Source organism: Pseudomonas sp. N-1-13 (assembly GCF_057787095.1).
Map to the genome: position 1 here is coordinate 3,064,287 of NZ_JBYNRI010000001.1, position 21,838 is coordinate 3,086,124.

15 protein-coding genes are annotated in these 21,838 nt (G+C 60.5%); 3 read left to right on the forward strand and 12 right to left on the reverse strand.

Going from position 1 to position 21,838, the window contains the following annotated elements:
* Window position 1 precedes the first annotated feature (1 nt).
* From AC3I65_RS13825 to AC3I65_RS13855, 7 genes are all read right to left on the reverse strand, one after another.
* Window positions 2-127 carry a hypothetical protein gene (locus tag AC3I65_RS13825; protein WP_256676792.1) on the reverse strand — a complete coding sequence of 42 codons (126 nt, stop codon included), beginning with the start codon at window positions 125-127 and terminating at the stop codon, window positions 2-4.
* A gap of 162 nt (window positions 128-289) precedes the next feature.
* Window positions 290-469: a hypothetical protein gene (locus AC3I65_RS13830; protein WP_047225788.1), complete on the reverse strand. Its 180-nt coding sequence runs from the start codon at window positions 467-469 to the stop codon at window positions 290-292.
* Between the two features lie 155 nt (window positions 470-624).
* A complete protein-coding gene (locus AC3I65_RS13835; protein WP_487777005.1) occupies window positions 625-1,800 on the reverse strand; it encodes a lactonase family protein in 1,176 nt (391 codons plus the stop codon).
* Complete coding sequence (locus tag AC3I65_RS13840) at window positions 1,787-2,083, reverse strand: DUF5629 family protein (RefSeq protein ID WP_173406906.1); 297 nt, start codon at window positions 2,081-2,083, stop codon at window positions 1,787-1,789. Before AC3I65_RS13840 ends, AC3I65_RS13835 begins: the two co-directional genes overlap by 14 nt.
* A gap of 235 nt (window positions 2,084-2,318) precedes the next feature.
* Window positions 2,319-3,899: an aldehyde dehydrogenase (NADP(+)) gene (locus AC3I65_RS13845; RefSeq protein WP_305465974.1), complete on the reverse strand. Its 1,581-nt coding sequence runs from the start codon at window positions 3,897-3,899 to the stop codon at window positions 2,319-2,321.
* A gap of 12 nt (window positions 3,900-3,911) precedes the next feature.
* Window positions 3,912-4,904: an AraD1 family protein gene (araD1, locus tag AC3I65_RS13850; protein ID WP_076384445.1), complete on the reverse strand. Its 993-nt coding sequence runs from the start codon at window positions 4,902-4,904 to the stop codon at window positions 3,912-3,914.
* 147 nt (window positions 4,905-5,051) lie between these two features.
* The gene (locus AC3I65_RS13855) at window positions 5,052-6,374 is read right to left on the reverse strand and encodes an MFS transporter (protein ID WP_488523888.1); all 1,323 of its coding nucleotides are present in this window, start codon (window positions 6,372-6,374) and stop codon (window positions 5,052-5,054) included.
* A gap of 193 nt (window positions 6,375-6,567) precedes the next feature.
* On the opposite strand from AC3I65_RS13855, the gene AC3I65_RS13860 reads away from it, so the two are divergent.
* From AC3I65_RS13860 to AC3I65_RS13870, 3 genes are all read left to right on the forward strand, one after another.
* The gene (locus tag AC3I65_RS13860) at window positions 6,568-8,304 is read left to right on the forward strand and encodes an IlvD/Edd family dehydratase (RefSeq protein WP_310662638.1); all 1,737 of its coding nucleotides are present in this window, start codon (window positions 6,568-6,570) and stop codon (window positions 8,302-8,304) included.
* Between the two features lie 239 nt (window positions 8,305-8,543).
* Window positions 8,544-9,263 (forward strand): FadR/GntR family transcriptional regulator, encoded by a 720-nt coding sequence (locus AC3I65_RS13865; RefSeq protein WP_047225782.1) that lies wholly within the window; start codon window positions 8,544-8,546, stop codon window positions 9,261-9,263.
* Window positions 9,264-9,399: 136 nt separating this feature from the next.
* Window positions 9,400-14,097 carry a dermonecrotic toxin domain-containing protein gene (locus AC3I65_RS13870; RefSeq protein ID WP_488523889.1) on the forward strand — a complete coding sequence of 1,566 codons (4,698 nt, stop codon included), beginning with the start codon at window positions 9,400-9,402 and terminating at the stop codon, window positions 14,095-14,097.
* Between the two features lie 61 nt (window positions 14,098-14,158).
* Here the strand turns inward: AC3I65_RS13870 and AC3I65_RS13875 are convergent, their stop codons facing one another.
* The 5 genes from AC3I65_RS13875 to AC3I65_RS13895 all read right to left on the reverse strand — a co-directional run bounded on the left by AC3I65_RS13875 (window position 14,159) and on the right by AC3I65_RS13895 (window position 21,801).
* Window positions 14,159-16,534, reverse strand: a complete 2,376-nt coding sequence (locus AC3I65_RS13875; RefSeq protein WP_047225780.1) for an efflux RND transporter permease subunit — start codon at window positions 16,532-16,534, stop codon at window positions 14,159-14,161.
* A gap of 43 nt (window positions 16,535-16,577) precedes the next feature.
* Window positions 16,578-17,630 (reverse strand): WD40/YVTN/BNR-like repeat-containing protein, encoded by a 1,053-nt coding sequence (locus AC3I65_RS13880; protein WP_047225779.1) that lies wholly within the window; start codon window positions 17,628-17,630, stop codon window positions 16,578-16,580.
* Window positions 17,631-18,042: 412 nt separating this feature from the next.
* Window positions 18,043-20,700 carry an aminopeptidase N gene (pepN, locus tag AC3I65_RS13885; RefSeq protein WP_488523890.1) on the reverse strand — a complete coding sequence of 886 codons (2,658 nt, stop codon included), beginning with the start codon at window positions 20,698-20,700 and terminating at the stop codon, window positions 18,043-18,045.
* Window positions 20,701-20,713: 13 nt separating this feature from the next.
* Complete coding sequence (locus tag AC3I65_RS13890) at window positions 20,714-21,544, reverse strand: DUF2797 domain-containing protein (RefSeq protein WP_076384435.1); 831 nt, start codon at window positions 21,542-21,544, stop codon at window positions 20,714-20,716.
* Entirely contained in the window at window positions 21,541-21,801 is a 261-nt protein-coding gene (locus AC3I65_RS13895; RefSeq protein ID WP_047225776.1) for a YeaC family protein, read from the reverse strand. Before AC3I65_RS13895 ends, AC3I65_RS13890 begins: the two co-directional genes overlap by 4 nt.
* Between the last annotated feature and the right edge of the window lie 37 nt (window positions 21,802-21,838).

The window sequence follows — 21,838 nt, forward strand, 5'->3', positions numbered from 1 at the left end:
ATCAGTCCCTAAGCAGGCTCAATAATCGCTCACGAGCAGCGTCCGGCTCGCCGGGGGTCGGCTGGGCGGCCGAAACAATGGGGGTGGAATAGAGGAACAGCAGCATCATTGCCAGACGCATCGCCATAGTGTCGATCTCTTGTTGGAGAAGGAGTCAATTTACTAGCGTCAAATTTAAACACATGGCCATGTGATATTACAGCGGGTTTTTCGTAGGAGCAGGCAAAGCCTGCGATTTTTTCTCTTTTTCAAAGATGAAAAGATCGCAGGCTTCAGTCTTCAGCGCGGTTCAGTGTTGGGTCTTGTGGTCCAGGGCGGCGTAGAAGTTGGCGCTCTGTTGCAGGTATTTTTCGGTATAGCTCTGGGTGCGATTTTTCTTGTCGCTGATTTCAATGTTGGCACTGGCTGGCAGCGCTACGGTGGCGGAGATAGCGGAAGCAGCGATCACGGAGAAGAGATTCAGATTCATGTCGATAGTCCTCGGATGAGTTGGCTTGCCTGCCCGGTTGGGCCGTGAAGCAAACTTACGCGCCGAGGCGTCTCGCTTTGAAATGCTTTGCAACACTAGCGAATATCAGTCTTGTTGATACAGCGACGCAGGCCCCGAAAATCGGGGCCTGCGCTTTACTGAGGGAGCATGAATTTCAAGTCGCTCGGCGCATCCATCGCCAGCTTTTGCACGGTTTTACCCAGCAGGCCGGTCTTGGGGTCACGCTCGAGAACCACGATCTGGTTGCTCTTCTGATTGGCGATCAGCAGGAATTTCCCGCTCGGATCGAGGCTGAATTCCCGCGGATGATCCCCCTCCACAGAGCGGCGCTGAAGCTCTGTCAGCGTGCCGGCAGTCGGGTCGATGGCGAACACCAGCACTTCGTTGGTGGTGCCACGATTGCTGACGTACAGGAACTTGCCATCCTTGGAGGCATGCAGCGCTGCCGCCGCCCTACCGGGCTGTGGTTTGCCCGCTGCCAGGTCGACCAGTTGCCGCTGGGTCAAACGCCCGTCCTGATAATCGAACACCGCCACCTGGGCGCTCATTTCCATGGTCAGCCACGCATGCTTGCCGTCGGCGCTGAACAGCAGATGACGCGGGCCGCTGCCGGGCGGCAACTGCACGAAGGCCGGATCGGCGGCGGTCAGTGGCAGTTCGGGGTTGGCCTTGGGGTCGTAGCGGTAGATGAACACCTTGTCCGCCCCCAGGTCGCTGGCGAACACGTACTTGCCATCGGGCGAAGACACGGCCGAGTGCACATGGGCGGACATCTGCCGCTCGGGATTGATCCGACTCGGCTGATGGCTGCTCACTTGCACCACCGGCGACAGCTTACCGTCGGTTCCCACCGGCAACACCGCCAGGGTGCCTCCCGGGTCTTCCACCACCGAATAGTTGCTGACCAGCAAATGTCGACCATCGCCACTGAGGCTCGAATGAGTCGGTTCGTTGCCCAATGACTGCACCTGACTGATCAGGCTCAGCTCATGGGTCTTCGGGTCAATGGCGTAGCTGCTGACCTTGCCCACCGGGTCTTTTTGCCCCGGTCCGTTTTCATTCACCACGAACAGCCGGCTCATGTCCTTGGAAAGGGTCAGCCACGATGGGTTGTCGGTCTTGATCACTTGCAACGGCTGGGCATCGAGCTGGCCGCTGCGGCTGTCGAATTGCAGGCGGTAGATGCCCTGGCTCTGGCCGGCGGTATAGGAACCCACCAACAGTTGATGGCGCTCATCGGTCTCTGCCTGGACGCCCATGGCACCCACGCTACCGGCCATCAACAAGGGCCAGAAACTACGCATCCTCATGTGTGTCTTCCTCATCGTCGTGGCCGCTGGTCGCTTCCACGCACTCCAAGTGGTGGTCGCCCGAATCGCTGGTGATGATCCAGTGTTTCTTGACCACGTCGAACGTCGCGGCCTCCATCTGCGCAGGCGTGAAGCGCCAATGCTCGAGAGTGCGACCGTTCATGCACTCGACGTGCAACTGGTCTTGTTCGTCGAGGGAAAAATCGAATGCGTGCAGCCCGTCGATGATCAGCATGTCGCAGGTTTCGAGGGCGTGCAGCAGGGTGTCGGTCAAGGCAGTCATGGCGATCAGTCGGTCGTTGGGAAAGTGCTCATGATAACCCAATGTGGGAGTGGGCCTTGGGCCAAAAGGTTCGAAAGCACGGTCAACTGCCAGATCGCCATCGCGAGCAGGCTCGCTCCCACAATTGGATTTGCAGCGAACACACATCTTGTATTCACCATCCATCCACTGTGGGAGCGGGCCCGCTCGCGATAGCGGCAGCCCATTGAACTTCAATGCAACTGCCTGACTGCGATCAGAGCGCCTCGCGCCCCGGCACCCCATCGACCAATCGCTGGATGCCCAGCGGATTGGCGTTTTTCAAAGGCTCGGGCAACAGGCTGTCGGGGTAGTTCTGGAAGCACACCGGGCGCAGGAAACGATCGATCGCCAGCGTACCCACCGAAGTCCCACGGGCATCGGACGTCGCCGGGTAAGGCCCGCCATGGACCATCGAGTCGCAAACCTCGACGCCGGTTGGATAACCGTTGAGCAGGATGCGACCGACTTTTTGCTCCAGCAACGGAGTCAATTCTCTGAACTGCTCGAAATCCGCTGGCTCCCCGATCATGGTTGCAGTCAACTGACCGTGCAGGCCGTTCAGCGCGGCAGTGAGCTCGGCTGGGTCCGCCACTTCGACAAACACCGTGGTCGGGCCGAACACCTCTTCTTGCAGCGCCTCGTCACCGTTGATCAACAAGCTGGCGTCAGCCTTGAACAACTGCGGCTGGGCCTGGTTGCCCTGTTGCGCACGTCCGGCCAGATGTTCGATGCCCGGGTGAGCCAACAACTTCTGCAGGCCCTTGCCGTAGCTTTGCAGCGTGCCGGCGTTGAGCATGGTTTGCGGGGCCTGATCGCCGATCAGCGCGGCCACTTGTTGGGTGAAGGCGCTGAATTGCGGCGAGCGGATGCCGATCACCAGGCCGGGATTGGTGCAGAACTGACCACAGCCCTGTACCACCGAGGCGGTCAAATCGCGGGCGACGCTGTCGGCACGCTTTTCCAACGCTTGCGGCAACACGATCACCGGGTTGATGCTCGACATCTCGGCGAATACCGGGATCGGCTGGGGCCGCGCGGCGGCCATGTCGCACAGGGCGCGGCCGCCCTTGAGGGAACCGGTGAAGCCTACCGCCTGGATCGCCGGATGCTTGACCAGCCATTCGCCAACACCACCGCCGTAGATCATGTTGAATACGCCGGCGGGCATCGAGGTTTTTTCAGCCGCGCGGATAATCGCATCAGCCACCCATTCGGCCGTTGCCATGTGGCCGCTGTGGGCCTTGAACACCACCGGGCAACCCGCGGCCAGGGCCGACGCGGTGTCGCCACCCGCTGTAGAAAATGCCAGAGGAAAGTTACTGGCGCCAAACACCGCAACCGGCCCCAGGCCGATGCGGTACTGACGCAAGTCCGGACGCGGCAACGGCGTGCGTTCCGGTAAGGCCCGGTCGATGCGCGCGCCGTAGAAATCGCCGCGACGCAGGACCTTGGCGAACAGACGCATCTGGCCGCTGGTGCGACCGCGCTCACCCTGGATCCGCGCCGCCGGCAAGGCGGTTTCCCGGCAGACCACGGCCACGAACTCATCGCCCAAGCCATCCAGCTCATCGGCAATGGCTTCGAGGAACTCGGCCCGGCGCACTGCGCTCAAGCTGCGGTAGGCCGGATAAGCGGCAGCCGCAGCCTTGGCGGCAGCGTCAACTTCTTCGGCCGTCGCCTGGACGAACTCATGGGGCAAGGCTTCGCCGCTGCTGGCGTCAAGGCTCTGCAAGCGTGTCTGGCCGGCCGCGCTGCGCGCGCCACCAATGTAGTTGTGGCCAAGGATCTGGTTCATCGAAAGTCTCCTTTAAAGTGTGCCGATAGTACCCGGGTTGAACACCGCGTCCACCGGGGCAATGCCGTTGACCAGCGGTGCGCCGAATTCGGTCTGGCTGATTTCGAACACATCCCCCGGTTGCGTGCGGATGCCGTCGGCGAACGACAGGGTCGCGGTGCCGAAAAAATGCACGTGCACGTCACCCGGACGCAGGAACTGACTGTACTTGAAATGGTGGAACTCAAGGTTTTCGAGGCTGTGACACATGTTCGCCTCGCCACTGAGAAACTCGTTCTGCCACAGCACCTGGCCATTGCGCAGGATACGACTGGTCCCGGAAAGATGTTGAGGCAGTTCACCCAGGCGAAGTTCCGGGCCAAAGCTGCAGCTGCGCAATTTCGAATGGGCCAGGTACAGGTAATTCTTGCGCTCCATCACATGATCGGAAAACTCGTTACCCACCGCAAAGCCCAGTCTGTATGGCTTAGCGTCGTGGCCGATGACATACAGTCCGCTGATTTCCGGCTCTTCGCCGGCATCTTCGGCAAACGGCGGCAGCGGGAACGGATGGCCCGGACGGACCACGATGCTGCCGTCGCCCTTGTAGAACCACTCCGGTTGCACACCGGCCTGTCCGCTCTCAGGCTTACCGCCCTCCACGCCCCACTTGAAGATGCGCATGGTGTCGGTCATGGCTGTTTCGTCGCCGGCCTGCTGATGCATCTTGTCCCGGGCCGAAGCACTGCCCAGATGGGTCAGGCCGGTGCCGCTGACCAGCAGGTGCGCCGGGTCCGGGTGGTCCAGCGGAGGCAGAATGCGCAGTTCACTGAGTAACTGCGGGTAATCATGGGCGGTTCCCAGGCCCAGGCTGTTGACCTGCTGCTCAAGCTTCACACCCGCCTCGATGGCCGCCAGAGCCAGGTCGCGCACAGTCCGGGCGCCCTGCACTTCGCGCACTTTCTCGCCATCGACCACGCCGACGCGGCGTTCGCCGTTATTCAATTCGAACTGAACTAAACGCATATTTTTCTCCCTGCAAACAAAGCTTGAATAACACGCTGATCCCTGTGGGAGCGAGCCTGCTCGCGATAGCGTTGGGTCAGCAACATTGATGCGACTGACAGATCGCAATCGCGAGCAAGCTCGCTCCCACAGGGGATTTCAATCACCTCAGGTCCGCGTCGCCCCCCGGGCGCTGGCCGCGAACTGCTCCGCCGGCAGCACATGCTTGCGCTCCAGCAGGCGATACACCACGCCGGTCAACACCAGGCCGAACACCATCACGCAGGACAGGAAGTACAGCCCCGACGCCAGGTTGCCGGTGTATTCCTTCAGCGCACCGATCACGAACGGCCCGATGTAGCCACCCAGGTTGCCCACCGAGTTGATCAGCGCGATACCCGCCGCCGCACTGGCGCCGGCAAAGAAACGCCCCGGCAAGGTCCAGAACACCGCGGTGCAGGAAAACAGCGCGAACGCCACCAGGCACAGCGCCGCCAGTTGCAACACCGGCACCGTCAGCCAGGCACTGAGGAACAGACCGATGGCGCCCAGCACATAGAGCACCGCCAGATGACCGTAGCGATCGTTCAAGCGGTCGGAACTGCGAGGAATGATCAGCAAACCGATGATGCCGAAGATGTAGGGCACCGAGGACACGAAACCGGTCACCAGGTCAGTGCCGCCAAATTGCTTGATCAACGTGGGCAGCCACAGGCCCAGCCCGTAGATGCTCAGGGTCACCGGCAGATAGAACAGCGCCAGCAGCAGGACACGCTTGTCCTTCAAGGCGTGCAGCGGATTGCCGTGCCGGGTCTGGCCGTATTCCTCAAGGTCTTTTTTCAGTTCACCGGTCAGCCAGTCCTTTTCAGTCTGGTCCATCCACTTCACCTGTTGCGGACCATCCGGCAGATAACGCAGCACCGGCCAGGTCAGCAAGACCGCCGGCAGGCCGATGACAATGAACAACCACTGCCAGCCGTGCAAGCCCAGGATGCCGTCCATGCCCAGCAAGCCGCCGGAGACGGGGCCGGTGATCATCATGGCGATGGGCTGAGACAAAATGAACAGGCCCAGGATCTTGCCGCGATGGCGGACCGGGAACCATTGGGTGATGTAGTACAGCACGCCGGGGAAGAATCCGGCTTCCGCCGCGCCGAGCAGAAAGCGCATCACATAGAAGCTGTAAGGCCCTTGCACGAACGCCATGCCGATGGTGATGGCGCCCCAGGTGATCATGATCCGCGCGAACCAGCGCCTGGCACCGAAGCGCTCCAGCATCAGGTTGCTGGGGATCTCAAGCAGGAAGTAGCCAATGAAAAACAACCCCGCGCCCAGGCCGTAGGCGGCGTCGCCGATGCCGATGTCGGCGCCCATGTGCAGCTTGGCGAAACCCACGGCGGAGCGATCCACGTAGGCGATCAGGTATAGCAGGATCAGGAAAGGAATCAGTTTCAGCGTGATGCGGCGAATAAGCCGCAATTCCTGGCTCATGGGACCGGTCTCCGATTGTTGTTGTTATAGAACCCTGGGGGATTTCTCTGACCAATGAGCGCCAGGACAATCCCTCCGTTGAATCGGACTATATAGTAATACTATTTACCCAACAACACTTCCAAACGGAGCAAATTGCGCTTATGTTAGGCGCAAGCTAAAACCATATAGTCATACAATAAGAGAATCGATCATGTCTGATAAGAAACCCTCCCTGCGCTCGGCCCAATGGTTTGGCACCGCCGACAAAAACGGCTTCATGTACCGCAGTTGGATGAAAAATCAGGGCATCGCCGACCATCAGTTTCATGGCAAGCCAATCATCGGCATCTGCAACACCTGGTCGGAGCTGACGCCATGCAACGCGCACTTCCGGCAGATCGCCGAACACGTCAAGCGCGGCGTGATCGAGGCCGGGGGCTTCCCGGTGGAGTTTCCGGTGTTCTCCAACGGCGAATCGAACCTGCGCCCCACCGCCATGCTGACGCGCAACCTGGCGAGCATGGACGTGGAGGAAGCCATTCGCGGCAATCCGATTGACGGCGTGGTGCTGCTCACCGGTTGCGACAAGACCACCCCAGCCTTGCTGATGGGGGCAGCCAGTTGCGACCTGCCGGCCATTGTCGTTACCGGCGGACCGATGCTCAACGGCAAGCACAAGGGCCAGGACATCGGGTCGGGCACAGTGGTCTGGCAGTTGAGCGAACAGGTCAAGGCCGGCACCATCACGATCGATGATTTCCTTGCGGCCGAGGGCGGCATGTCCCGCTCGGCCGGGACCTGCAACACCATGGGCACCGCCTCGACCATGGCCTGCATGGCCGAAGCCCTCGGCACGTCGCTGCCGCACAACGCCGCGATTCCGGCGGTGGACGCGCGCCGTTATGTGCTGGCCCACATGTCCGGCATGCGTGCGGTGGAAATGGTCCGTGAAGACTTGAAGCTGTCGAAGATCCTGACCAAGGAGGCTTTCGAGAACGCCATCCGGGTCAACGCAGCCATCGGCGGCTCGACCAACGCGGTGATCCACCTCAAGGCCATTGCCGGACGCATCGGCGTGCAACTGGACCTGGACGACTGGACCCGCATCGGTCGAGGCATGCCGACCATCGTCGACCTGCAGCCGTCCGGGCGCTTCCTGATGGAGGAGTTCTATTACGCCGGTGGTTTGCCCGCCGTGCTGCGCCGTCTCGGCGAAGCCAACCTGATCCCTAACCCCGACGCGCTGACCGTCAACGGCAAGAGCCTTGGCGAGAACACCAAGGACGCACCGATCTATGGCCAGGACGAAGTCATTCGTACCCTGGACAACCCGATCCGGGCCGACGGCGGTATCTGCGTGCTGCGCGGTAACCTCGCGCCCCTGGGCGCGGTACTCAAACCCTCCGCCGCCACGCCCGAGCTGATGCAACATCGTGGTCGCGCGGTGGTGTTCGAGAACTTCGACGAGTACAAGGCGCGGATCAATGATCCGGAGCTGGATGTCGATGCCAGCTCGATTCTGGTGATGAAGAACTGCGGGCCCAAGGGTTATCCAGGCATGGCCGAAGTGGGCAACATGGGCTTGCCGGCCAAGTTGCTGGCCCAGGGAGTGACCGACATGGTGCGGATTTCCGATGCGCGCATGAGCGGCACCGCCTACGGCACCGTGGTGCTGCATGTGGCTCCGGAAGCCGCAGCCGGCGGACCACTGGCGGCCGTGAAGGAAGGTGACTGGATCGAACTGGACTGCGCCGGCGGGCGTCTGCACCTGGACATTTCCGACGCCGAACTGGCCGCCCGCCTGGCCGACCTCCCGCCAGCGCAGAACCTGTTGGTGGGCGGCTACCGCCAGCTGTACATCGACCATGTGCTGCAAGCGGACCAGGGTTGTGACTTCGACTTCCTGGTCGGTTGCCGCGGCGCCGAGGTGCCGCGTCACTCCCACTGACCCCACTCATCCCCTTGCGCGAGCAAGCTTTTTGTGGGAGCTGAGCTTGCTCGCGATAGCGGTGTAACAGACAACAGAGATATTGACTGGCAGGGCCTCATCGCGAGCAAGCTCAGCTCCCACAAAGGCTCGCTCCCACAATGGGTTCGGGTGTACATCAAAATCGCACTAGCGACCCGCCTTCGCCGCGCCTGCTATCATGCGCAGCATCCCCTTCGCACAGGATCGCGCCACCCCCCATGGACTACCGTAAACCCTCCGACCGCAAAAGCATGCACGCGCGCATCGTCCAGGAACTGGGCATGCAGATCGTTTCCGGGCGGTTCAAACCCGACGATAAACTGCCCGCCGAAGCTTTGTTGTGCGAGGAGTATGCCGTCAGCCGTCCGGTGTTGCGCGAGGCCACGCGCGTGCTGGTAGCCAAGGGTCTGGTGTATTCGCGGCCACGGGTTGGCACGGTGGTCAAGGCGCGTCGGGAATGGCACATGCTCGACCCCGATGTTCTGCACTGGTTGATGCAAAGCAGCCCGCAGAATGAGTTCTTCAATCTGCTGACCAGCGTGCGCAGCATCATCGAGCCGGCCGCCGCGGCCCTCGCCGCACAGTTCGCCAACGATACCGACATCGCTGCCATCCGCGAGGCCTACCAGCGCATGGAGGCGGCACCGACCCCCGAAGCGGTGCTGCAACCGGACCTAGACTTCCACAGCCGCATCGCCGATGCCACCCACAACGACCTGCTCGCCAACCTGTGCAACATGTTGTCGGTGGCCATCGCCGAAGCCCTCAAGCACTCCAACCAGCGGCCCAACCTGCATGAACTGGCGATGCCGCGCCACAAGGCGATCCTCACCGCCATCGAGAACCGCGACGCCCTCGGCGCCCGCCATGCCACGCTGGTGCAGCTTGACGATGCCCGCAGCGCACTGAATGTGGTGCTGGGCGCAGATCCTTCCTGATCTTCCCTCCCGACGAGGCCAGGCATAACCCGCATTCGCCAGGGTGGTATTTATTTACCGCCCTCGCAGGAGCGGGATGTCGATACTTCCCTCGTCGTCACTCCCGGCGGCCATGAATTTATGAAAAGGATTTCATATGACCGCACCCGCTCCGGCCAATACGCTCCCCGCGTTGGCACAAAGGGTCAGCCTGCTATTTGCCGGCCGCCCGACCTTCGAAGAAATCGCGCAACGCATGCTCGAGCAAGCCATCAAGGAAAAATACCCCTCGCTGACCTTCGACCTGTCCAAGACCCGATTGGCCACACCGGACCCAGCCTCTCGCGGCTTTACGCTCCAACCGTTCATGCCCCGCGTCCTCGAATACCTGGCCCTCGGCACGCCCGTGGATTTCACGGAGCGCGGTGGGCGTCGATGTTTTCTTACCGACACCCCGCCCCGCGAGCTCTCACCAGACGACGGGAAGCTGGACATCAAGGTCATCGAAAAACTGCTGCTTGAACTGCCTTGGACCGTACCGATCGGGCTGGAGGATGCGCTGACCCGCTATTGGAACGCCGGAATCGACACAAGCAATAACCTCAGCCGCTGGCGCTGGCTCAGCGATGCACTGAAGAACACGCTGTCTATCCGCAGGCTGCGACAACCCGGCCTCACTGACCAGGCGCGCGAAGCCCTTGACCAGATCGTCCGCTGGCCGGAGCGCGAGCAGCGCTTTCGCCGCAACAACCCGTCCCCCGTCTACGCCTACAGCCTGGAAACCAAGCTCATCCGAGACGGCTCCAGCAGCGTGCTGATCGGCAACGAAATCCTCCTTACTCACGCCACAAAAGGCGCGACCACCTTCCTGCTATGCAGCCCTGGCGGCGCCGTGCAGTCGTTTGCATCCCTGGAAGCCTTCAATCACCATTGGGGCGCACTGATCGCCAGCCGGTACGTGGTCGACACGCTCACCTGTCAACGCAACGAGATCAGTGGCAATGTCTTCGACACCCAGGCGGCTATGGTGCTGGAGCAGCAACTGGCCGACCTGAACGCAGTGCAGTTGCCCTCGCGGATTGGCCTGCAAGACCTGTCGACGCTTTACCAGGAGCTGAGCGACCCTGCCCGTTATCTGCTTGACGCGCCGCGCCTGACGCCGGAAACGTCGGCACGGATCGAGCCGCTGTTGCCCGACTGGTTGAAAAAAGCTTCCATCGTCGATCAAACGAAATTCCAGCACTACAGCCTGACATTGGCCAGCGCGAAAAAACGCCGCCAGGGCTGCACCTTTCTCAGCGACATTGAAGACATCAAGGCCTTTACCGCCGACGCCCTGTTCAAGCAGATGCGGCTAACCAACGACAGCCACCCGGACAAGGCTCAACCCATCCAATACCAGCCTGATGATATAGAACTGACCTTCACCGTCGCCGCAGGTTATCCCGGAACTAGCGGGATCATCGAAAAAAGAACGATGAGCCTGACCGAGCTGGCCATCAACAACCTCATCGCCCGACCGAGTGCAAACCTGATCCTCAGCCATCGCTTGGGCCTGACGCTGCCCCGGTGGCTGACGCCGGACTTCATTACCCGCAAGAACGGGCTGATCGAACAGGTCGACATTGGTTCGGCCTATCCCCGCTACCTGCAACAACGGCTGTTGGACGATGTACCTCAAGCCCAGGAACGCCAGCGGATGTTTGCCGAACAGATCGCGGCACAGTTGCCGCTTGAAGCCTTCCAGCAAATGCTCAACAACGAAAACGGTGTGACCCGCCAAGGACTGGGCCTGGTTGAAGCGCTCCTCAATCCCGACGCAGATAGCCAACAGGTCAGCGGCCAGTCGGTGGTCATCCGCCACCTGGCCTTCCTGCGCAAACCCGAGGCCCACCCCGACATCGTGAACAATATGTTCATTATCGAGCCGGAGGATGTCCAAACCGGACCGCACCTGCTGTATCGCCCACTTTACGCGCCCTCGTTGCAAGAGTTCCCGACGCGCGAGGCACTGCTGAAGGCCGTCGTCACCCCAGGGGACCTGCAAAAAAGCATCCTGACCTGGATGACTGATGCCGCACGGCCGATCTATGCCAATGGCGGCTTCCAGGAGCCGCACATCGTGCGGTTTTTCCAAGGCGACGAATTCAATCTTCCACAAAAGCCCGCCCCTGCGACGCTGGCCATCGACGGTGCGAACGACGAACTGCGGCAGTTCCTGCGCAACGGCGAGCTGATGCTGTATCTTTACGGCAGCAATGCCCGCGCCCTGATCTCCCAGGCCGACCGTGATTCAGTCTCCAACAGCGAGAGCCGCTGGGCCATGCTCCTCAAGGGCGGCAGCCTGCTGTTCAATACGTTGCTGATGCCCTTGCTGCGTGGCCCGGTCATGGCCACCTTCTGGCTGTGGAGCCTGATGGCTAGCGCCAGCCAGGATATCCCGGCACTGAGCAGCGAAGACCCGGTGACCCGGGAGCTCGCCGCTGTCGATCTGCTGCTCAACCTCGGCATGCTGGTGCACCAGTTTCCCGCCATCAGCGCCTTGTCCCATGCACCGTTGCCCGATGCGCTGAAGGAACAGGCGATGCGTCCCCCAGCACCGCGCGTCATCCCTGAGCAATGGCCTGCGCCTGCGTCGCCTCGCATTCTCGAAGGGCCGGTGGGCTTGCCCGGCGAACACTTGCAGGGCGCCAGCAGGCACCTGGACCTCAGTTTCGCCAGTGCCCGCCAGCGCCTGACAGCGGAACAACGTAACCGGCTGCAGCGGCTACAGGTGCCACGTCCCACTTCAATGCCTGAACCGATCAAATATGGCCCCTACACAGGCTTGTACGTCATCCAGAACAAATGGCACGCACTGGTGGAAGACCTACTCTATCGGATCAGTCCGGAGCCGGACGGCAATACGGTGATCGTCGACCCGCAGGCTCCACGAGACTCGGCAAAAAATGGTCCGGTGTTGAAATCGGATACCCAAGGCAACTGGTCCATGGATCTACGCCTGCGTCTGCGCGGGGGTATGCCCCCAAAGCGGGTGGCCGAACTGCGCAAGCTCAGGGCCCAGCGGGGGATGGAACTGAGCCGGGAGCTGGCGAATTATCATGCACAGGAAGCCGATAAGCTAAAGGCCGTGCAAGTTGCCCAGGAAGTCATGAGCAGAACTCAGGAAGGCGCCTTTACCGAGGAGCAACGTGCGGCAAAACGTACGCAGTTTTATGAATTGCTCCAGGACCAGACTGACGACTATCTGCGGCTGCTGAACAAAGCAACCGAATATGCCGGCCTTGACATGACATTGCCCCCGGAAATGCTTCGCGCCCTGATGGAAAACGTGGTCAACAATGCCCGTAAAGCCTTTCTTGTCGTCGAGTTGGATTTATTGGCCCTGGATGCCGCCAATATCCAATTCATAAAAAACGGACCGGCGTTGAAGGAGGCTGTCGCCGACAACCCCGCAGGCTACTTTGCGTACCTCGACGCAATGAGCGTCATCAACGATCGTTCCATCTATTGGCTGGAACTCAAAGATCGACACCTGGACGCGCTATTGAACCTGGATGCCGAAGGCGCGCAGATATTCGAGCGGCTGACCAAGGACCGTCCCGAGGAAGAAAGAACGGCGCTGGCCACCAAGGCCGTGCAGTTACCCATACTCGGGGCCCTGCTGGTCAAAAACCCCGACTCCGACCTTCCCGCCAGTCTGCATAACCTCATCAAGTTCTTGCTGGAACAGGTGCGCTCCCACTCCGACCTGGGAACATATGACCTGCCCCCTTCGGAGCGGCTTGAAGTGCTGGAAAGTCTGACCGAAAACTATGGTGCGTCCCTTGATGCCATGCAGGGCATCAAGGCACTCAATGCCAGCGACATTGACCCATCCTATTTCGACAGGCTGTTCAAGCTGATCGAACAGCTCTATGACGACGCCTCCAAGACATTGTCCGCCGAGCTAAAACCGGCGCCGCAACCGCGCAAGCGTCCGCAAAAACGCACCAAAACGGCGAGCGGGCGTCCGCAAAAAAAGGTGATCAAAACCCGTAAGGGCGGCGTGTTGATTGGTGATCTGAAACCCGCCGGCACCTCCCTGCCGATTGAAGTCGTCGAGTTACGCTCCGAAGTCGATGACGAGTTACTCGCCACGTATTCACAGCACGATGACGTCTGGGACATCGTCGAAGTACAACGACCGGTTCCGCCACCACCGCGCACCAGAGCGATCAAAACGATCAAGAGCGAAGCGCGCAAGCTGCTGGATCAATTGGAAAACAGTTTACTGAGCGCAGAGCGGTATAAAACCCAGTGCCGCTTTCCTCAGGAAATCGAGGAGATCATGAACAATGAGGCGAGTCGCTACCGCAAACGCTGCGAAGAACTGGAAAGGGCCTTCACCGCCTCGACAAAACCGCGCACACCAGCAGATCAAACATTGATCGATGAACTGTCAAACGCAGCTTCCCGCCTGGCCACTCGGGGCAGCGCCCTGCGCACCGAACTGAGTTTCAAATTGCCGCCCACCGACAGCAACCTGCGCTACCTGTTCGAAAAGAATCTGATACAGGTTGCCCGGCTCGGCGAACGCAAAGCCTTGAAAAGCGAGCGCAAGGATTTCCTTCAGGAATACGCCATCAATGACCGCGACGGTTGGCCGCTGTGGTATGCGCATTTTCACTACGAAGCGGCCGATACGCCGAAAGCGGATTTCAGCGTCGCGCATCTGAAAACCAAGGAGCAACGCCGGGAGCACTATCACTCGATGCTGGCCAAGGCGAAAAGCCCTTATGCGGTGGTGAATGTGCATCGAGGACAGATCGGCAGGCCGTTGGCGCAGAGCAAGTTCTTGCCGTTGGCGCCTTGATCTCTGTTCAAAGGCTGGCGTAATACATGTGGCGAGGGAGCAAGCTCCCTCGCCACATGTATTAATGGGCAAACAACGACTTACTCTTCTGCCCTGCCATTTTCTCAGGTTTGATCAGGAACCGCGCCAGCGCCGGCAGCAGCCACAGTGCCCCGAACATGTTCCACAACAACATGAACGTCAGCATCAGCCCCATGTCGGCCTGGAACTTGATGGCCGAGAAGATCCAGGTGCACACACCGATAGCCAGGCACAGGCCTGTGAACAACACGGCCTTACCGGTGGACTTCAGCGTCTGGTAGTACGCCTCTTGCAACGGCAAGCCGGCCCGCAGGAAGCTTTCCAGGCGACTGTAGATATAGATGCCGTAGTCCACGCCTATCCCCACGCCAAGCGCCACCACTGGCAGCGTCGCGACCTTCACACCGATACCCATGAAGGCCATCAGGGCGTTCCCCAACACCGAGGTCAGCACCAGCGGCAGCACGATGCACAGCGTCGCCGCCCAGGAACGGAAAGTGATCATGCACATGGTTGCCACACAGATGTACACCAGGACCAGGATGGTCAGTTCCGATTCCTTGATCACTTCGTTGGTTGCAGCCTCAATGCCAGCGTTGCCGGCGGCGAGGATGAACTCCAGGCCGTCGCGATTATTTTCCTTGGCAAACTCCTGCACCACCTTCACGGCGCGGTCCAGGGTCTCGGCCTTGTGGTCGTTGAGGAAAACCAACACCGGGGCCACGGAACAGTTGTTGTTGTACAGGCCATCGGCCCGGGCAATGGAGTTGTTCAACACGTCTGGGTTACGCGACAGGGTTTCCCATTTCAGGTTGCCCTCGTTCATGCCCTTGATCATTTGCTTGGACACGGTGACCAGGGAGATCGCCGACTGCACCCCCTCGGTGTTCTGCATTTTCCACATCAGCTCGTCGATGGGAGCCATGGCTTCATAGCGTGAGCAGCCTTCAGCCTTGGTCTTGACCATCACCACCAGGACATCGGAGCTGGTGGAATAGTTGCTGATGATGAAGTTGTTGTCCTGGTTGTAGCGCGAGTCTGGACGCAACTCCGGCGCGCCCTGGTCCAGGTCACCGATCTTCAGGTTCTGGCTGTACCAGAGGCCGCCACCAAAGGCGATCAAGGCCAGGATGATCGACACCGGCGCGACTTTGGCGCTGGCAAACTTCGACAGCAGGCGCCAGAACGGATGCTCCCGCGTCGCATCCTTTTTGCTGCGCTCGATGGCACGCTTGCTGATGCCAACATAGGAAATCGCCACCGGCAACAGGATCAGGTTGGTGAACACAATCACCGCCACGCCGATGGACGCACCGAAGGCCAGTTCCCGGATCACGCCGATATCGATGATCAGCAAGGTGATGAAGCCGACGGCATCCGCCAGGATTGCGATCATCCCCGGCAGGAACAACTGGCGGAATGTGCGCCGCGCCGCGGTCAGGGCGTTGTCCGCTTCACTGGATTGCAAAGCGATACCGTTGATTTTCTGCACGCCGTGGGAGATACCAATGGCGAAGATCAGAAACGGCACCAGCATCGAATAAGGATCGAGCCCGAAACCGACGGCGTGCATCAGCCCCAACTGCCAGACCACGGCCACCAGGGTCGTGCTCAGCACTGCAATGGTGCTGCGCATGCAGTTCGTGAACCAGTACAGCAGCACCAGGGTAATGATGAAGGCCACGCCGAAGAACATCACCACCATGGTCAGGCCGTCGATCAAGTCACCGACCTTCTTGGCGAAGCCCACGATATGGATCTTTACGTTGGGGTTCTGGGCTTCAAACTTGTTGCGGATCTTGTCTTCGAGTTCGTGGGAGAACTTCTGATAATCCAGGGCCAGCAGCTTGCCCTGGTCCTGCGGGTCCGGATAGGACTCCAACAGCGGGATATCGATGATGCTCGATTTGAAATCGTTGGCTACCAGGCGTCCGACCTGGCCGGACTTGAGCACGTTGTTGCGTAACAGGTCGAGGCTGTCTGCCGAGCCGTCATAGCTCTGGGGAATCACCTCACCACCGGCAAAGCCCTCCTCCGTCACTTCGGTCCAGCGCACGCTCGGGCTCCACAACGACTTGAGGCCGGAGCGGTCGACGCCGGAAATGTAGAACACCTCGTCATGAATCTGGCGCAAGGTCTCCATGTAATCCTTGGAGAAAATGTCACCGTTGGTGGCCTCCACGGAAATCCGCACCGTGTTGCCCAGGTTCGCCAAGTCATTGCGGTGTTCGAGCATCTTCTCGATGAAGGGGTGCTCGAGGGGGATCATCTTTTCGAAACTGGTGGACGGCCGGATCAGCGTGGCCTGCCAGAACAGGAAAATACTGACCAACAGGCAAATGACGATCACTGCCGGGCGGTTGTTGAAAATCAGGCGTTCGAGGAACGTCGCCTTGTCTTGGTGATGACTGCTCATGGGGTCCGCCTTCTTGTTATTGTGCCCGCCGGATGTTTGCGGCTCATTTGCTCAATTCAGCGCCGGTGGGGGTGGTGGCATGAACGCCACCCTGTCCTGCCAGGATCAGATTGCCGTTGCCCGCCGCCGTGACAGCCGCCACGGAAATCCGATCCGGGCGGTTGAACACGCTGAAGGTCACGCCGTCATCACTGCTGCGCACCACACTGCCGCCGTTGCCGACAATTACGATGGAGCCATCTGGCAAGAGCGTGGCCCCGGACAGGCCGAATTCCAGGGCACCGCGGGTGGCCTTGAGTTCGACCTGCTCCCAGGTGCTACCAAAATCGGTGGAGCGATAGAGGTTGCCGCGCAGGCCGTAGGCCAACAGCGTTGAAGGCTGAGCGGTGCCGATGACGCCGAACAGCGAACCTTCGTATGGGCCTTCGATCTTTTCCCAGGTCTGGCCCCAATCGCTGGAGCGGAACATGCTGCCGGCCTCACCAACGATGAACAGCCCGGCGTCTTTCACCGCAGCTATCGCGTTGAGGTGGAACTGGTCTTCGTTGTCGAGACGATCCCCGACCTCTTCCCAGTGCTTGCCGCCGTCGGTGGTTTCGAACAGCGCCCCGTAAGCGCCCACGGCAAAACCGTTGCTCGCGTCCTTGAACCAGACGTCCAGCAGCGGCGATTCACGGGTCAGGTCTTCGAATTGCTTGGTCCAGGTGCTGCCACCGTCTTCGCTGGCCAGTATCTGCGCGTCGTGCCCCACGGCCCAGCCGTGTTTGTCATCGACGAAAAATACTGCGGTGAGCAACTGGCGGGTCGGCACCTTGGCCTGAGTCCAGGAACCGCCCTGATCGTCCGAATAGACAATGTGCCCGCGATCACCGACCGCCACCAGGCGTTTGCCGGCATGGACCACATCGAGCATCAGGGTTTTGCTGGCCTTGGCCGACTCGACGGAATAGATGACATCGGATGTCGAAGCCGCTACGGCCATCACCGGTGCAGACAACACGGCAGAGCCCAGCAGCGAGAGCGCCGAGACCAGCAACGCGACTCTGCGCAGTACCGGCGGCCGGCAGCGGCCCACAGCCATGACAGGCTCATTCATAGACCTTTCCCCCATTATTATTGTTAGGTCATTCAACCCTTCAGGGCGCCGTAAGCGGGCTCATCGTGATTGACTGTTCTGGAGCATAGTCCTGAAACCTGCAATCTAGAGCCACTTCGGAAGCTGACCTATCCTATCGGGCTTTGGAAAGGTCTGACAATCGACGCCGCGTTATCTTTTGTTAACCGTGGCGCAGTGCGGTCGGGGGTGAATGAAGGGGTATTCGGGGAGGTTATGGCAGGCTATCGAGGCGGTTGTTGTGTAGACAGGTCTGACGCCATCGCGAGCAGGCTCGCTCCCACAAGGGATCAATGTTGAACACAAGATATATGCTCACTGAAGATCACCTGTGGGAGCGAGCCTGCTCGCGATGGGAACACCGCGGCCTGCCAGGCAGACCGCGGTGCCAAGGTCACGCCAGGCTCTTGCTTACCACTTCGAACACATCGGCCGACAGCCCGCCGGACGCCAGGATGCGCTCCAGCTCGGCTTTCATCAGCGCCTGGCGGGCACTGTCGTATTTGCGCCAGCGGGTCAGTGGCGCCAGTTGCCGTGCGGCGATCTGCGGGTTGAAGCCATTGAGCTGGATCACCAGATCCGCCAGGAAGCGATAACCTGAACCGTCAGCCGCGTGGAAGTTGATCAGGTTCTGCCCGGCAAACGCCCCCACCAAAGCGCGTACCTTGTTCGGGTTCTTGATATTGAACGCCGGATGTTCCATCAAGGCCTTGACCCGCGCCAGGCCGCCCGGCAACGGGCTGCCGGCCTGGACGCTGAACCATTGGTCCATGACCAGCGGATTGCCTTTGAAGTTCTCCGCGAACACTTCCAGCGCCTTGGCCTTCTCGGCTTTGAACGGGGAATTGACCAGCACCGCCAGGGCCGTGAGACGCTCGGTCATATTGTCGGCGGTGTCGAACTGCTCCAGGGTGGCACTGAGCACTTCCGGCTTGTCGGTCAGCATCAGGTACGACAGCGCGATGTTCTGCAAGGCACGGCGGGCGAAATGCTCGGCCTCGGCCACGTACGGCGTGCGCTTGGACAGGTCACGGTTGGCCTCATAGCGCAGCCACAGGGCTTCGAACAGATTGTCCGCCAGTTGCTGACGGGCGAATTCCCGCGCGGCATGGATCGCCTCCACGTCGGCCACTTCGCTGATTTCCGTCAGATAAGCCTCGCTTGGCAGCGAGAGCATTTCCGCGACCATGGCCTGATCCAGGGATTCGTCCGACAGCACGCTACGCAACGCGCTGACCAGACGCGGGTCCAGCACCAGATTTTCGCCTTTCTGATGCTGGGCGATCAGTTCCTGCAGCACCTGCACCGACAACTGCTGGCCGGCATCCCAGCGGTTGAAGCCGTCGCTGTCGTGCTGCATCAGGAACATCAAGTGGTCCCGATCGTACGGGAAGCTAAGCTTCACCGGGGCCGAGAAGCCGCGCAACAACGAAGGCAACGGCTTTTCGGCGATGTCGACAAAGGTGAAGGTCTGCTCGGCTTCGGTCACCGAGATCACCCGGGACGTGCCAGTTGCCGCCGCTTCGCCGGCCAGGCGCAGAGGGATTTCATTGCCCTTGCTGTCCAGCAAACCCAGCTCCACGGGAATCACAAATGGCAGTTTTTCCATTTTGTCCGGGGTCGGTGGGCAGCTCTGGCTGAAGGTCAGGCTGTAGGTTCGGGCAGCAGCGTCGTAGGACTCGCTGACCGCCAGCCGTGGCGTACCCGCCTGGCTGTACCAGCGCTTGAACTGACTCAGGTCGACGCCGTTGGCATCCTCCATGGCCTTGATGAAGTCATCGCAGGTCACGGCCTGGCCGTCGTGGCGCTCGAAGTACAGGTCGCTACCCTTGCGAAAGCCCTCGGCCCCCAGCAGGGTGTGGATCATGCCGACCACTTCCGACCCCTTTTCGTACACGGTCAGGGTGTAGAAGTTGGAAATCTCGATGAAGCTGTCCGGGCGCACCGGGTGGGCCATGGGACCAGCGTCTTCGGCAAACTGGTGAGTGCGCAGGTACGCCACGTCCTGGATACGCTTGACCGTGGCCGAGTTCATGTCGGCCGAAAAACCGGCGTCGCGGAACACAGTGAAGCCTTCCTTGAGGGACAACTGGAACCAGTCACGGCACGTCACGCGGTTACCCGACCAGTTATGGAAATACTCGTGGGCAACGATCGCTTCGACCCGCTGGTGCGCGGCATCGGTGGCGGTTTCAGCGCGGGCCAGCACTGCGCTGGAGTTGAAGATGTTCAGGCCCTTGTTTTCCATGGCGCCCATGTTGAAGTCGTTGACCGCGACGATCATGAAGATGTCCAGGTCATACTCACGGCCATAGACCTCTTCATCCCAGCGCATCGACTTCTTGAGGCTGGTCATGGCGTGCTGGCACTTGTCGATGTTTTCCGGCTCGACATAGATGCGCAGCGCCACGGTGCGCTCGGTCATGGTGGTGAAGGTGTCTTCGACGCACCACAGGTCGCCGGCCACCAGGGCAAACAGGTAGGCGGGTTTCTTGAACGGGTCTTCCCAGGTCGCCCAGTGCCGGCCATCTTCGCCGGGACCGCTGGCGATCGGGTTGCCGTTGGACAGCAACACCGGATAGCTGTGCTGCTCGGCCACCACCGTGGTGGTGAACGTACTCATCACATCCGGGCGGTCGAGGTAATAGGTGATCTTGCGGAAACCTTCGGCCTCGCACTGGGTGCAGAACATGCTGCCGGACTTGTACAAGCCTTCCAGGGCGGTGTTGGTTTCCGGGTGGATCCTGACAGTGGTGTCCACCGTGAAGGCCGGGGCCTTGGGTTGCAGGGTCAGGTGGCTGGCGTCCAGCTGATAGTCCAGCGGATTGAGGTCGGTGTCATCGAGCTTGATCGAGAGCAGTTCCAGCTGCTGGCCATCGAGCACCAGGGGCGGCAGGCCGGCACCGCGCTCGGGGTTACGGCGCATCACCAGTTGCGCATGGACCAGGCTGTGGTCCTCGAACAACTCGAAGGTCAGGTGCGTCTCGTCGATCAGGTACTCGGGCGCCTGATAGTCCTTCAGGTAAATCATCTTCGGTTGTTCGGTGCGCATGGGGCAAATCCTTCTACTGATGCACGGCGAGCTGATAAGCCGTGTATTTACGAATATTGATCACGCCAGTGTCGAAAATCAGGTATTGGCCCTTGATCCCCAGCAGCGTGCCTTCGGCAATCGGGTTCTTGTCCAGGTTGAAACTGACGATCTTGGCCGGGTATTGCTCCACCGGATAACGGATCTCGATCGGCTCGACGTCCGCTATGGTCTGGATCGCTTGCAGGCCGAATCGTTCCTGCAAGCCTTGCAGACCTTCGGCGCAGCTCTCGAACAGCGAATCGCGGATCTGCGGCAGGTCCACCGCCACGGCGTCGCCCTTGAGCAATGCGCGCCAGTTGGTCTTGTCCGCCACCTGGCTGCGGAACAGGTCTTCGACAAAGCCCGATTGCTGGCGAGTGGCGACCCGCAGGATCGGCAGCGCCTGGCTGGCGCCCTGGTCCAGCCAGCGGGTCGGCAGCTGCGTGGCGCGGGTGATGCCGACTTTCACGCCCGAGGAATTGGCCAGGTACACCACATGATCGGTCATGCAGAACTGTTCGCCCCAGGCCGGCTCGCGGCAGGTGCCCGCATCGAAGTGGCAGCGCTCAGGGCTCATGATGCACAGGTCGCACTGGGCCAGTTTAGTCATGCAGGGGTAGCAATAACCCTGGCTGAAGCTGGTCTTGGTCCTGCGTCCGCAATGGCTGCAGTGGATCGCACCGAGAAACTCCAGGCGCACCGTGCTGCCAATCAACGGGTTGACTGGCACCTCGGTATCGCCCAGGCGAAAGGCGTATTGAACGGTCGGCCCGTCAAGGCGTGCCGACATCTTGCTGATTGCACCGCGGCCAATCTCGATCAATGGATGGCATCCGACTTGAACAGGATGTTCGGCACTTCTGTGGCCTTCGACTGGCACTCCTGCGGGCCCATGTAGCCGGTGCGTTCCTCTTCGGGCAGATTCTGCATCTCCCAGGCGATCATCGCCTGCAGCGACAATTCGCGCTGTTCGGCGGTGAGCTTGTTGCCATCGGCCCATTTACCGATTTCCACCGCCAGCTTCAGGCTCTGATAGATCTCGGGGGTGATGTTTTTGATCATTTCGTTGAACGAGGACATGGGTTCTCCGCGCAATCGCGCATATTCAAATATTACA